Here is a 14,386-nt window from a genome sequence, read left to right as displayed (position 1 = left end):
CACTAATTGGAGGAATTTAAAATGACAGAAGTAAAAGGTATCTTTCCAGTATTGGTAACACCGATGTTCAACCAGGAAGAGATTGATTGGGACGGGTTCCGTAGCAATATTGAGCATTTCATTGCGGAAAATGTTAATGGAATTGCGATTAACGGAAGTACAGGCGAATTCGTAAGTTTAACAAAAGAAGAGCGTTTCAAAGCAGTAGAAGTGGCGGTAGAACAGATCAATGGTCGCGTTCCATTGATCGTTGGCACAGCTGCGGAAACAACGGCGGATGCAATTGAATACACTCAACAGGCAGAAAAAGCGGGTGCACACACAGCGCTATTGATTAACTCTTATTACGCTCATCCAAAGGAAGATGAAATCTATGAACACTTCAAAGCGGTAGCTGAATCTGTTAAAATTCCGGTTATGATTTACAATAACCCGTTCACTTCCGGGGTAGACATCAGTACAGAAACAATTCTGCGCGTGGGTCGCGACGTGAAAAACATCACACACATTAAAGAGTCTAGCGGTGGTATTGGTAAAGCGCGTGATATTGCACGTCAAGGCGAAGGGTTCCTGAAAGTATTCTGTGGTTCAGAAGACTTGGCGATTGAATCATTCTTAGTTGGCGCTACAGGATGGATTTCTGTTTCAGGAAACATCGTACCAGGCCATGTTATGAAATTGTATAATGCGTTGCAGGACGGAAACATGGATGAAGCGTGGAAGTTATATGATGAATTATTGCCTCTGTGTGAGTTCCTCGAAGGATCTGGCAAATATGTACAGATAACAAAACGCGCAATGGAACTTAAGGGCTGTGCAGGAGGGCCTTGCCGTCTGCCACGTTTACCTTTAAACGAAGAAGAAGATCAAAAGCTAAAAGACTTGATGGATGGACTTGGTGTACTAAAAAAAGAATTGGAGGTAGCAACGGATGTTGAAATTAAATTATGAAATAAAACCTAAAGTGCAGGAGTTTTTACAAAATACAAAAGGTCTCTATATCAATGGAAAGTATGTAGAAGCGAAGAGCGGGAAAACGTTTAACGTAGTTGATCCTGCAACAGAAGAAGTCATCGCCAAGGTAAGCGAAGCACAACCCGAAGATGTCGATGTTGCGGTGGAAGCAGCTCGTAAAGCATTTGATGAAGGTGAATGGACAAAGATGGACGCGGCAACACGTTCACACCTGATATATAAGTTTGCAGATTTACTTGACGAGAATCGTGAAGAACTGGCGCAGCTTGAAGCATTAGACAACGGAAAGCCATATGAAGTAGCGTTGGCTGACGATGTAGACGGTACTGTGCAGCATTTCCGGTACTATGCAGGCTGGGCAACGAAGATCACCGGACAAACTGTTCAAGTATCCCCTGATTACCTGAACTATATCGTGCATGAGCCAGTTGGCGTGGTAGGGCAAGTAATCCCTTGGAACTTCCCTCTAGCGATGGCTGCATGGAAGCTTGGATCTGCACTCGCAGTAGGTTGTACAGTAGTCATCAAACCAGCAAGTGAAACACCACTATCCTTACTTTATGCAGCTCGCTTGTTTAAAGAAGCCGGATTCCCTGATGGTGTTGTGAACGTCTTGCCAGGTGCCGGAAGTGTAGCGGGTAATGCTCTAATCACACATGAAAAGGTAGACAAAGTAGCGTTTACAGGATCAACTGCAGTAGGAAAACAAGTGATGAAGTCGGCTGCGGATCAGATGAAAGGTATTACACTTGAGCTTGGTGGAAAATCACCATCTATCGTGTTGGAAGATGCGGATGTGGAAGAAGCTATCGAAGGTGTATTTGCAGGAACTATGTATAATCATGGACAAAACTGTAGTGCGTGTACCCGTGCGTATATCCATCGTAGCCTGTACGATCAATTTGTTGAAGCGTTAGCTAATAAAGCGAAAGCGTTGAAAGTCGGACCGGGGATGGATCCCTCTACGGAAATGGGCCCGCTCGTATCTGCTAAGCAACAGAAGACTGTCTTGGATTATATCCAAAAAGGTAAAGAAGAAGGTGCACGTCTAGTAGCTGGAGGCGAAAAAGCCCACGAAAAAGGTTTCTTCGTACAACCAACAGTGTTCGCAGATGTGGAAGATGATATGACAATTGCGCGTGAAGAGATCTTTGGCCCTGTTTTATCACTATTCGTCTTTGATACAGTAGAAGAAGCAATCCAGCGTGCTAATGACAGTGAATATGGTTTAGCAGCAAGTGTTTGGACAGAGAACGTCAAAAAGGCACATTATATCGCAAGCAAGTTACAGTCTGGAACTGTCTGGATTAATGACTTTGGCCTTGAGTGGGAGACTATGCCATTCGGTGGTTATAAACAATCGGGTATTGGTCGCGAAATGGGCGGAGAATATGGCTTAGCGAATTACACGGAAGTGAAGAGTGTATTTGTTAATATGAAGCAGTAATATAAAGAACCTTTCCGGGAGATCAAAATCTCTCGGAAAGGTTCTTTCATTAATACCAAACTAAGGTTTTCATCATTGTATACTTTGGTGGTATATACAATAAGAAACATCTAATAAAGTGAATTTGGGGAATTAAGAATTGATAGCAGCACTTGGGATACAAGGGATTGCAATTGTATTGTTTATTTAAACATAGAAACCTTCTTCAACATCGCACAAACCGGTATAGCAATAGCAATTCCTACTGCACATTGGACCAGATCACCTGGGATGGAAGCTAGCGGGATGATCAAACTGTTATATAGAATACTTTCTCCGATATAATAACCGGCAATCGTGAATGGAATGGATAGTAACATTGCAAGTAGATTGAATTTAAAACTCGTTCCTTTGCGGCCATTTGACCAAGCAACCTTACCCACGATATAACCTTGCAATCCGCGTGTCAAAATCGTGATAGGAGCCCATAAAGCCCATCCACTGACGAGGTCGAACAAGCCCATTCCAACGGCTCCTGCAATCATGCCTTTCTTCGGTCCGAATAAAATGGAGACAATGAACAACATGGCAGTACCAAGATGGATTAATCCACCATTTCCTAAAGGGAGCTTAATATTAAGTAAAAGAGTAGCGACGAACACAAGTGATGCAAGCATAGATGTCAGGATTAAATCAAAGGTCTTCGTTCGTTGTGCTGGATAGCTCTGTGTTTTTTGCATAGTCTGAATCTTCCTCACGTATAAAAGTAGTAAATTTAGAATAAAGGCAATCTGATACTTTAAAAAGAGTCAATTTACAATAAAGTTAAGGGGTCAGATAAGAATGAACCCATAGAGTGGGTTTTGAATTATGAACGAATACATTCTATACTTAGGAAAAAAGGAAGTGAGCTAGAATGAAAAAGAAAAATCTGGCTTGGATAGCAGGGGCAGCTGTACTTCTTCCTTTTGCCTATGGCATGGGAGCTACTGCCTTGATTCGAGCAACTGGCTATCGTGTCATGAAACGATTACCTGAAAGAAAAGGCATTGCACTCACGTTTGATGATGGACCCCATCCCGTTTATACAATGCAACTGCTCGATTTACTCAAACACTATCAAATCCAAGCAACATTTTTCGTGGTAGGTCAGAACGTTCGAGATTATCCTGAAGTTGTAGAACGTATGCATAAGGAAGGCCATCAAATCGGCATTCATCATGACCGCCATACGTCTAGCTGGCTGTTAACACCGTCTCAACTGTCATATGAAATTAAAGGAACCCACCGCGCGATTAAGACTGTCACAGGTGACTCGCCTACATTATACAGACCACCGTGGGGTTTCTTAAATGCTGCCACACTATTCGTCACCAAATCCTATCAAATTATTCTTTGGTCACACGTATTTCATGATTGGAAAATAGGGAGTTGTAAATCTGGGTTACTAGAAGGCTTGCGCAACACACCTGCTGATGGCTCCATTGTGCTATTGCACGATGACGGCACCAATCGAGGAGCAGATGACGAAGCACCAGCCTATATGTTGGATAAGCTCTCGGTATACTTGGAAGAGGCTGTTGCAAATGGTGTAGAATTTGTACCTGTCAAAGCTTAGATATAATAATTCAGCTGTTGGTAGTTTGTAGATATGTAATTATACAATTACTTTTTATTAATGTTTTAGCATGTGATAGTCGAAGTTTTCTAGCTATAAAGTTGATCAGCGTCCTCATGTTCTTTACGGTATTCTTCTTCTCACATCGTAATCAAGTAAGTATATACAAGCCTACACTTCTATAACTTTATGCGAAACGCCTCTAATCTTCTATAAGATTAGAGGCGTTTTTACATAGTTTTTAAAGAACGGTCATTCTATCGCTTGTGTAAGATTCAATAATAGTGTATAACCATTGTATAAGGTTATGCGAAGAAAAATACTATTAATCCATTAAACACACACTTTTGTATAATGTTTGTTTCGAATTTGACTTAAGGAGATGTGAGGAATGAAGAAAAAAGTACATGTAATTGGGGCAGGCGTAGCAGGATTAGCGAGCGCCATTCGACTTCAACATGCAGGTTATCAAGTAGAGCTGTTTGAAAAAGAGTCCATGGCTGGAGGTAAGATGCATCGTATCGAACAAGACGGCTATCAATTTGATTTGGGGCCTACAATTGTGATGATGCCTAATCTGTATAAAGAAATATTTTATCTATGCGGAAAAGATCCGGACGACTATATTCCAATGGAGCGTTTAGATCCAATGTATAGCGTGTATTTTGGTGATAAACCGCAGGATCACTATGAAATCTCTGCTGAACTGTCAAAACTAATGGAAGTATTCGAAGGAATAAGTGAAGATGATGCAGCTGGATTCCTAGAATACTTGCAAGTGATTTATAAGCGTTTCCTAGTGGCGAAAGAACATTTCTTGCAGAAGCCATTCCGCAAACCATCGGATTTCTATAACTTGTCTGTACTTAAACAAGGTTTGAAACTGAAGACGTTTGACACGGCGGATGCATTTATGAGCAAGTACATTAAAGATGAACGTCTTAAGCAGATGATCAGTTTCCAAACATTATATATCGGAGTTTCACCTTATAGTGGTCCGTCATTATATACGATGATTCCGATGATCGAATTCCTCTACGGCGTCTGGTTTATTAAAGGCGGAATGTACACTATGGCATCATCGCTTGAGCGTTTGTTCCTAGAGCTTGGAGGCAAAGTACATTACAACACACCGGTCGAGGAGATAGTCATTGAAAATAGACAAGCAAAAGGTATACAAGTTGCGGGTAAATTCATCGAATCCGATTATGTAATGTGCAATGCAGACTTCCCATACGCAATGAAAAGACTGGTAAAAGATGTGCCTTCTAAGGGGAAATACACGGATAAGAAAATCGATAATATGAAATACTCTTGTTCATGCTTCCTGATGTATCTTGGAATGGATAAGAAATATGAAGAAGTAAAGACTGCACATAATTTTATCTTCAATGAGAAATTAAGAGAAAACTTGGATGATATTTTTACTGGTAAGAAACTAGAAGAGGCATCTTTCTACGTTTATATTGGCTCCAAGTTAGATCCTTCATTGGCACCTGAAGGTAAAGATGGTTTGTATATTTTAGTACCGGTTTCGGATCGTTCGTGTTCGCAATACGATTGGGATGAAGAAACAATCCAGCATTATCGCCACTACGTTCTGGAAGCATTGAAGAAAGTAAAGGGCTTTGAAAATGTGGAGAATGAAATTGTATCTGAAAGCTTTATGACACCGAAAGACTTTGAAGAGCGTTTCAATGCACAAAACGGTGCAACATTCGGGTTGCAGCCAACACTTAGCCAAAGTAATCATTTACGTCCACAAAGTAAAGCAACACATTGTGAAAATTTATACTTTACAGGTAGTAGTACACATCCAGGTGCGGGGGTGCCGATTGTTCTTCTTTCCGCACGAATTGCGACAGAAGAACTGATGCATGACGATAGAGGTATATTATTCCAAGCAACTTGAGAGGAGAATTCATATGGTAATCGATCGACCATCGACTATAGCTTCTGACTATGCCTATTGTGAAAAAATCATCAAGCGTCATTCAAAGAGCTTTTATTACGCGTTCTCAAACTTACCAAAAGATAAAGCGCGCGCAGTATATGCTATCTATGCCTTTTGCCGAACTGCAGATGATAGTGTAGATGAAAATAATACAAGCGGTTTACAACTTATTGCGTTGGATCGATTGACAGATGAACTCAATCATTTTGCAAAAGGCCAAGAAGTAGATCATCCATTATGGAGAGCTTTACGTGACGTATTCAATCGTTTCGATATGGACATACAACCGTTTTACGAACAACTGACAGGGCAACGTATGGATATTCATTTTATGAGCCCATCGAATCTTAGTTCATTGGAAACGTATAGTAAGTATGTGGCAGGTTCTGTAGGAAAAATGTTGTTACCCATTATTGCCAGTAACGCTAAGATGGACTTGAATCGCGTGGCGGAAGATCTCGGCATTGCAATGCAACTAACAAATATCCTTCGTGATGTCGGTGAAGATTACCGAGACAAAGGTCGTATTTACTTGCCACAAGAGGAAATGGAACGCTATAAGTATAGTGAAGTTTTTTTGTCAGAAGGGCAAATCACAAAGAACTTTGTGGCTATGTGGGAATATCTTGCGAAACGTGCGGAGAACTTATATGACAATTTCACGCAACATATTGGAGAATTCGATGAGGATAGCCGTTTTCCCGTATTATCGTCAGCACATGTTTATCAAGGAATATTAAATAGTGTACGAAAAAGTGGATACGATTGTTTTAATCAGAAAAATTATGTGTCAGCGGTGGAAATGGCAAAGTTAGTTGCCCGTGCGAGCATGTAAGAAGGAGAGTGGCCCTATATGTTGGAAAACCAAAAACGCGTAGTGGTGATTGGCGGTGGCCTAGGTGGGCTGTCAGCTGCTATTTCATTAGCGCAACGTGATTATTCTGTAACCTTGTATGAACAAAACAATCATCTAGGTGGAAAATTAAATCGCTTGGAGCAAGACGGTTTCGGTTTCGATTTGGGCCCTTCCATTTTGACGATGCCGCATATTTTCGAAAAGCTGTTTGAGGATAGTGGGAAGTGTATGTCAGATTACGTAAAAATACATAGATTAGAGCGTGAATGGCGTTCTTTCTTCCCCGACGGAACAGTGCTCGATTTATATGGTGATTTACAAAAGATGGAGCAGATGAACCCACAGTTATCACATAAGGATATGAAAGATTATCAGAAGTTCCTGAACTATTCTAAAGGTCTGTATGACATGACGGAAGCGGGCTACTTCAAAGAAGGACTGGACTCCACGAGTGAAGTGATTAAACATCACGGCGCACTCAAGTCGATTAAAGGCTTTGATCTGTTTTCTACTGTACACGGTGCAATTGACAAGCGTGTACGTAATCCGCATCTGCGCGATATGTTGTCGTACTTTATTAAATACGTTGGTTCTTCTCCTTATGACGCGCCAGCTATACTAAATATGATGGTCTATATGCAGCATGCGCAAGGTTGTTGGTATGTACCGGGCGGAATGCATCATTTAGCCAATGCACTAGTTCAATTGGCAGAGGAAGTTGGTGTCAAGCTACATACAGGGATCGGTGTTCGGAAAATGAAGACAGTTGGAGACCAAATTATTGGTGCTGAACTGGCTAACGGTGAAATAGTAGAGGCAGACTATTTCGTTTCCAATATGGAAGTCATCCCGTTCTATCAGAAGATGGTTGATAGTGACCCGAAGTTCACGAAAAAACTCGAGAAGAAGTTCGAACCATCCAGTTCAGGCTTGGTGCTTCATTTAGGCGTCAAGAAGAGCTATCCGCAACTTAATCATCACAACTTCTTCTTCTCCAAGAATCTTGAAAAGCAAATGGATAAAGTATTTGTGAAGAAGCAATTACCAGATGATCCTACGATTTATCTTGTCAATACAAATAAAACGGATCCATCGCAAACGGTACCAGGGCATGAAAACTTGAAAATCCTCCCACATATTCCGTACATTCAAAATAACCCGTTTACGCCAACGGATTATTTGAAGTTAGAAAATAATGTGCTGAAAAAGCTAGAGCGTATGGGGCTCGAAGGCTTGCGCGAGAATATTGTGACGCGGGATGTCTGGACACCTCACGATATTGAACGCACGTATGGTTCCCACCGTGGCTCGATCTATGGAACGGTGTCGGATAAAAAGAAAAATAAAGGATTTAAACATTCGAAGCAAAGTGAGCGCTTTGACAATCTGTATTTTGTCGGTGGTACAGTCAATCCCGGTGGTGGTATGCCCATGGTGACGCTAAGTGGTCAACAAGTATGCGATAAAATCATCACGCGTGATCTGGCGAAACGTTCACAATCATAAATACACGATGCGGGAGAGGGGTTTGCGATGGACGTCTTAGTAATACTGTTGATGATAGCATTTGTCATAGCACTCCTTGGTCTATTGTCAGGCGTACTAGTCTTTTGGCGAGTACCGATTATACAACCTACAGGCACTCCCAAGTCTTCCGTTTCTATTATTATTCCAGCGAGGAATGAAGAGTTGCGACTACAACCGCTACTCGAATCAATTGTTCATCAGCAACATGTATCGTATGAAGTGATCGTGGTAGATGACGGTTCTACTGACGGTACAAGAGAGGTGGCACGATCTTACGGGGCAGTCGTGATTTCAAACGAGCTACTAGAAGACGGTTGGATTGGAAAATCTGCGGCTTGTTGGGCAGGTGCGTTGACGGCAGAAAATAAACTATTGTTATTTATGGATGCAGATACGGTTTTTACGCATCCAGACAGTTTGTCGAATTACGTGGCATCATTCGAGTCCATGGGGAGCCGTGGCATTTTGTCGTTACAGCCAGATCATTATGCAGAGAGATGGTATGAACAACTGGCATTTCTCTTTCCTCTCATAGTGATGGCAGGGATGAACGTATTTACTATAGTGGGAGACCGTTTGAAAGCTGGGGGTTCATTTGGGCCGTGCTTGTTATGTGATAGGGAGCAGTATGGACAGGTGGGCGGACACGCGGTTGTTCGCGGCGCTATAATGGATGACTTAGCACTTGGGCAGGCGTTTCAAGAACATGGTCTGCCTGTCCACTGTTTTGGTGGTAAGGGAATTGCGTGGTTACGTATGTATCCTGGCGGCTTGTCTGATATGGTGCAAGGCTATTCTAAAAGCATGGCAAGTGGTTCTACGGCGACGCATCCACTCGTTATGGGGATGATCTATGTCTGGATGGCGGGTGCGTCGATTGCTCCAGTTATGCTGATTGTTTCAAGTTTTAGTTCGACAGGTTGGCTAGGGGTATCTATTGGTTTATATACGTTGTACGTAATTGAATTAGTGATCGCTTCAAGACGTGTCGGTCGTTTTGTTTGGTGGATATTTCCGCTGTATCCGTTATTATTGGTCGTCTTTATTTCGATATTCATGTACTCTCTGTATCTATCTAAACGAAAAGGCAGTGTGGAATGGAAAGGGCGCAATATTAACGTATAAGGATAAAAGTTGCAGGAGCCAATGAAGGGGATGATAGGATGCCACTTATTGAATTACCGTTACTGTGGGTCATCGTGGTGGACGCAGTAGCATGGGTGATATTTCATCTTTCTATATCGATGGCGGCACAGCGAATTCCTATCGATTCGTTTGTGCGGCATAAATGCTTGTACAAAGCTTTTCGCTGGGAGCAAGAAGGTCAAATTTGGCAACGGTTATTCCGCGTGAAGAAGTGGAAGGGCTATATCCCTGATGGTACGTTGTTCATCTCTAACGGTTATAATAAGAGTCAGCTGCACGGGGCTGATGTTTCATCGCTTTATGACTTTCTGTTAGAGTCCAGACGTGCAGAATGTGTGCATTGGCTGACCATCTTACCTGGCTTTTTCTTCTTTTTGTGGAATCCTGTTTGGGCCGCTTGGTTAAACATTGCCTATGCCGTGCTGTTTAACGTGCCATTGATCATCGTGCAACGGTTTAATCGTCCGCGCTTGGAAAGGCTGATAAATTCATCAAGATAAGTTTTTGTAGTAGTATGTAAGTATTGGGTATTGTATGATAACACAACCTGATGGCAGGGATATTTGACGCAAAGGAAGAGGTGATTGCCTACTCCTTTGCGCTTTTTTTAGTTGCGTAGTTTTTTTACTGCTACGAATACAATGGTCAAAGTTATGAGAGCCAAACAGATTAATATAGAGAAGATAACAGAAGGGTACTCCCCATTAAAGCCACTTTCTGAAGTGTGCTTGGAATATATTCCGTAATAAGCCCAAATCAATACAAGTGCGTAGGCTATATCCTGACGTCGAATCGTAGTTGAAATCCCGATAACAGCACCTACGAATAAAATGACTATCGTCCATGTCGCGTCAGATAAACCAAATCCATCCCACTCAATTGAAACGAGATAAGCGGTAATGTTTGCGATGGTAGCGATTGTAATCCATCCAAAATAGACGCTGAACGGAAGCTTTATGAAGAAGGATTCTCTACGAGTCAACGAAGCATGAAATGTCAGGGTATTGATTTTTATTAATGTCAGCAACATGAATAGCATGACGATAACGGAAAGTAGTAGATATTCGTAATGCCACAAGAAAATCCACGATGCGTTCAGTAGGGAAGAGATACAGAACCATATGCCCACTGGACTGAGAAGTTGTGGATTTTTCTTCTTTTGGAAAAGACCCAATTGATAGATGACATGAAGTAGTAAGAGTAAGTAGATCAGACTCCAAATAGAAAACGTAAATCCTGCCGGTGCAAATAAATTTCCGTATTTGTCTGATAGCTCGCCAGTCGTTTGTCCATTTAACGGAATGATATTGGCCAATGCGTTAGCTGTGATCATGATGGCGTAGGTGATAACAATAGCTATGCGTAACAGTATAGAAGTCTTTCCTTGTTTCATTTCCCCACCTCCACTTTCTATTAGTATAGTGTAGTTTATAGTTAAGTATTCCTGGTTTTATGCAGAGTGAAACATGGGAGGTTTTCTTCACTTCATTTCGGTTGATGGTATAATGGATCCAAAATAGGTTGGTAATAAAATGGAGGTCATACTATATGAAGAAAAATGTCCATGTTGTGGGGGCAGTGATTGAAAATGAGCAAGGTCAAGTGTTAGCTGCACTTCGAAGTCCAGTGATGACACTACCGAATTTTTGGGAGTTCCCAGGAGGCAAAATAGAAGAGGGAGAAACACATCAACAAGCACTGCGACGTGAGATTCAAGAAGAGTTGGGTTGCACTATAACTGTAGGGGAAGCAGTAGAAGATACTACATATGAGTACGAAAAAGTAATTGTCCGATTGGAAACGTTCATGGCGAACATTGTAGAAGGAAAGCCTGTGGCGGCAGAGCACGCGGAATTACGTTGGATTGCAAAAGATCAGTTACATACGCTGGAATGGGCACCTGCAGATATACCGGCAATAAAAAAGTTGGGAAATCAATAGCGTCAAGAGAGAGGGGTCAGTGGGATGGGAGATTTTATTCGGCAACTTGAAGCGTCTTTACACAAGGGGTTTGTGAATAAAGAACATAATCAGAGTGGTAGTTATAAACCGGAGCTATTGGTGAATAGTTCAACAAAGAATACGACGGTGCTATCCTCGATTCAGAATGAACTTCGACACTGTGAACAATTTTTGTTCTCCGTGGCATTTATTACGGAAAGCGGCCTGGCTACACTAAAATCCTTATTTTATGATTTGCATAAACGAGGAGTAAACGGCCGAATTATTACGTCTACGTACTTATATTTCAATCAGCCAAAAGTATTTCGTGAGCTACTGAACATTCCGAACGTAGAAGTACGTCTTACTGAAAAGGAAGGTTTTCATTCAAAGGGCTATATTTTTCAGCAAGGTGATCAATATTCGTTAATCGTAGGTAGTTCAAACTTAACGGCACATGCGCTTCAAGTGAATTACGAGTGGAATGTGAAGTTAACATCTCATCGTGATGGGGAAATTGTTTATCATTTTAAAGATCAGTTTGAAGATGTATGGTCAGATGCCAATGTATTAACTGAAGAGTGGATTGAACACTACGAAACGGTTTATCAGGAACATGCAGATCGGGCAAGTGCCGCTCAAGTATTTGAGCATCCATCCGCCTATCAAACGAATGCAATTGAGCAAGCGCTAGTGATTAAGCCGAATAAAATGCAACAGGCGGCTCTTGCAAGTATTGAGGCAGTGCGTGCGAACGGTCAGGACAAAGGGTTGGTCATTTCAGCAACAGGTACAGGCAAGACGTATCTATCCGCGTTTGATGTACGTAAATTTGCACCGAAACGTATGCTATTCATTGTGCATAGGGAGCAAATCTTGAAAAAAGCTATGCAAGACTTCAAGCGGGTGCTCGGGGGAATCGACGAGGACTTTGGGGTGTATATCGGAGCCAACCGGCAGTCGGATAAGAAGTATGTGTTTGCAAGTATCCAGACATTGTCAAAGCCTGAAAACCTTCGGGACTTTGATCCGCAAGACTTTGATTATATTTTAATTGATGAAGTACATAAAGCGGGCGCAGCGAGCTATTTGCGTGTGATCGATTATTTCTCACCGAAGTTTCTGATGGGGATGACCGCGACACCTGAACGAACGGACGACTTCAACATATACAAGCTCTTCGATTATAATATTGCGTATGAAATCCGTCTTCAAGAAGCTCTAGAAGAAGATATGCTGTGTCCGTTCCATTATTTTGGCGTGACGGATTTTGAAATAGATGGCGAGCTTATTGGTGACCACACCGTTCTTTCTAAATTGGTTACGGATGAACGTGTTGAGCATGTCATTGAAAAAATTTCCTATTACAGTCACACCGGTAATCAAGTGAAAGGCTTGATGTTTTGCAGTCGAAAAGAAGAAGCGCGTGAATTATCAAAAGAACTCAATTTGCGTGGCTACAGAACCGTAGCATTAACGGGCGATGATTCGTATGAGGAGCGCATGCGCAGAGTGGATCAGCTAGAAAAAGGAGAACTCGATTATATACTGACCGTGGATATTTTCAATGAAGGTATCGATATTCCAAGTATTAACCAAGTGGTCATGCTTAGACAAACACAGTCCAGTATCATTTTCATTCAACAACTAGGACGTGGACTGCGCAAGGATCACAACAAGCCATTCGTTACGGTCATTGATTTTATCGGAAACTATGCGAATAACTATTTGATTCCCATTGCATTGTCTGGGGATCGCTCGATGAATAAAGACACTGTTCGACGGAATATGAAAGATACTAGTTATATTAAAGGTGTCTCGACAATTAATTTTGAAGAAGTTGCACAGAAACGTATTTTCAACGCAATCAACAGCAGTAATTTAACGTCTTTGAAAATCTTGAAAGAAGCGTATCAAGATTTGAGGAATAAAATTGGCAGAGTGCCTTATCTATACGATTTTATCGAGCAGCATTCTATTGATCCAGTCGTTATCATTAATAAACACACTAGTTACTTTGATTTTCTACTGAAGGTTGCATCTAAAGAAGATCCTATTCAAACGATTACTCCATATGAGAATCAAGTATTAACGATGTTCTCTATAGAATTGATCAATGGCAAACGGATTCATGAAGTAGTGCTGGCGGAGATGTTACTTTCTAAAGGAAGTGTCCATGTAGATGAATTCATCTACGAGCTAGAAACTACAGGCTGTCAAGTGGATGAGGATACGATTGAATCCGTCACGCGAATTTTTAATTTATCATTTTTCACACAAAATGCCCAAACGAAATATGGCAATCAAGCGATTATTACGATGGATCATAACCAAGTTTTCACGTTCAACGAAAAGATTCAGCAGAGTATTGAAGATGATTCGTATGCAGTGTTTCTAATTGCGGATGTGTTGCGTAGTGCGAAAGAGAAATCTAAAGTATACGATTGTGCAAATAAATTAACGCTGCATGCCAAATATTCACGTAAAGATGTATGTAAATTATTGAATTGGCAGGCGGACGAGAGCTCGACAATGTATGGTTATAAAACAAAGCACGGTACTTGTCCTATATTCGTCACGTATCATAAGCATGGGGAAGTGGAAGCGAGCGTGGATTACGGTGATGAATTCATCAATCCTGAGTTATTCAAATGGTATACACGCAGTAACCGAACGCTCCGATCGAATGAAGTGCAAACGATTATTCAGGCGAAAGAAAAAGAGATCGACATTCATTTATTCGTAAAGAAAGATGACGATGAGGGAACAGACTTCTATTACTTGGGGAAAGGCCTACCTGATCAGCAAAGTGTTGTGGAAGACCATATGATAGATGGTAAAGGAAAGCGCTTGCCAGTAGTCCATATGAACATGGTAATGGAGCACCCAGTAGAAAATACACTCTATGATTATTTGATAGAAGCCTAAAAAACCCCGTGAGAT

The 14,386-nt window shown here is 41.4% G+C and carries 12 protein-coding genes; 10 read left to right on the top strand and 2 right to left on the bottom strand.

The features are described 5' to 3' along the window. The first annotated feature begins 21 nt into the window (after positions 1-21). Together dapA and CSV64_RS05070 are read left to right on the top strand one after the other, a co-directional pair. Positions 22-951: a 4-hydroxy-tetrahydrodipicolinate synthase gene (dapA, locus tag CSV64_RS05075; RefSeq protein WP_099633705.1), complete on the top strand. Its 930-nt coding sequence runs from the start codon at positions 22-24 to the stop codon at positions 949-951. Next, positions 932-2,422 (top strand): aldehyde dehydrogenase family protein, encoded by a 1,491-nt coding sequence (locus tag CSV64_RS05070; RefSeq protein ID WP_099633704.1) that lies wholly within the window; start codon positions 932-934, stop codon positions 2,420-2,422. The genes dapA and CSV64_RS05070 overlap by 20 nt, the downstream gene beginning before the upstream one ends. Before the next feature lie 182 nt (positions 2,423-2,604). Here the strand turns inward: CSV64_RS05070 and CSV64_RS05065 are convergent, their stop codons facing one another. Continuing rightward, positions 2,605-3,141, bottom strand: a complete 537-nt coding sequence (locus CSV64_RS05065; RefSeq protein WP_099633703.1) for an ECF transporter S component — start codon at positions 3,139-3,141, stop codon at positions 2,605-2,607. A gap of 176 nt (positions 3,142-3,317) precedes the next feature. Between CSV64_RS05065 and CSV64_RS05060 the strand changes: the two genes are divergently transcribed. The 6 genes from CSV64_RS05060 to CSV64_RS05035 all read left to right on the top strand — a co-directional run bounded on the left by CSV64_RS05060 (position 3,318) and on the right by CSV64_RS05035 (position 10,002). Next, entirely contained in the window at positions 3,318-4,019 is a 702-nt protein-coding gene (locus CSV64_RS05060) for a polysaccharide deacetylase family protein (protein WP_099633702.1), read from the top strand. 391 nt (positions 4,020-4,410) lie between these two features. Continuing rightward, complete coding sequence (locus tag CSV64_RS05055; RefSeq protein ID WP_099633701.1) at positions 4,411-5,931, top strand: phytoene desaturase family protein; 1,521 nt, start codon at positions 4,411-4,413, stop codon at positions 5,929-5,931. A 13-nt stretch (positions 5,932-5,944) separates the two neighbouring features. After that, positions 5,945-6,808, top strand: coding sequence for a phytoene/squalene synthase family protein (locus tag CSV64_RS05050; RefSeq protein WP_099633700.1), 864 nt, complete (start codon positions 5,945-5,947; stop codon positions 6,806-6,808). Positions 6,809-6,826: 18 nt separating this feature from the next. Beyond that, on the top strand, positions 6,827-8,335 hold the full coding sequence (locus CSV64_RS05045; RefSeq protein ID WP_099633699.1) for a phytoene desaturase family protein: 1,509 nt from the start codon (positions 6,827-6,829) through the stop codon (positions 8,333-8,335). A 27-nt stretch (positions 8,336-8,362) separates the two neighbouring features. Then, a complete protein-coding gene (locus CSV64_RS05040; RefSeq protein ID WP_099633698.1) occupies positions 8,363-9,481 on the top strand; it encodes a glycosyltransferase family 2 protein in 1,119 nt (372 codons plus the stop codon). A 38-nt stretch (positions 9,482-9,519) separates the two neighbouring features. Next, a complete protein-coding gene (locus CSV64_RS05035; protein WP_099633697.1) occupies positions 9,520-10,002 on the top strand; it encodes a glycosyl-4,4'-diaponeurosporenoate acyltransferase CrtO family protein in 483 nt (160 codons plus the stop codon). A gap of 107 nt (positions 10,003-10,109) precedes the next feature. Here CSV64_RS05035 and CSV64_RS05030 read toward each other — a convergent pair whose 3' ends face one another. Next, positions 10,110-10,895 (bottom strand): lantibiotic ABC transporter permease, encoded by a 786-nt coding sequence (locus CSV64_RS05030; RefSeq protein ID WP_099633696.1) that lies wholly within the window; start codon positions 10,893-10,895, stop codon positions 10,110-10,112. Between the two features lie 155 nt (positions 10,896-11,050). Here CSV64_RS05030 and CSV64_RS05025 point away from each other — a divergent pair, with 155 nt between their 5' ends. Together CSV64_RS05025 and CSV64_RS05020 are read left to right on the top strand one after the other, a co-directional pair. After that, positions 11,051-11,443 carry a (deoxy)nucleoside triphosphate pyrophosphohydrolase gene (locus CSV64_RS05025; RefSeq protein WP_099633695.1) on the top strand — a complete coding sequence of 131 codons (393 nt, stop codon included), beginning with the start codon at positions 11,051-11,053 and terminating at the stop codon, positions 11,441-11,443. Between the two features lie 24 nt (positions 11,444-11,467). Beyond that, on the top strand, positions 11,468-14,371 hold the full coding sequence (locus CSV64_RS05020) for a DEAD/DEAH box helicase (protein WP_099633694.1): 2,904 nt from the start codon (positions 11,468-11,470) through the stop codon (positions 14,369-14,371). Positions 14,372-14,386 lie beyond the last annotated feature (15 nt).

The sequence above is a fragment of the Sporosarcina sp. P32b genome (assembly GCF_002743335.1).
Taxonomy (GTDB): domain Bacteria; phylum Bacillota; class Bacilli; order Bacillales_A; family Planococcaceae; genus Sporosarcina.
Note: the sequence above shows the minus strand (reverse complement) of the source record. Positions and strands in the feature narration are given on the sequence as shown.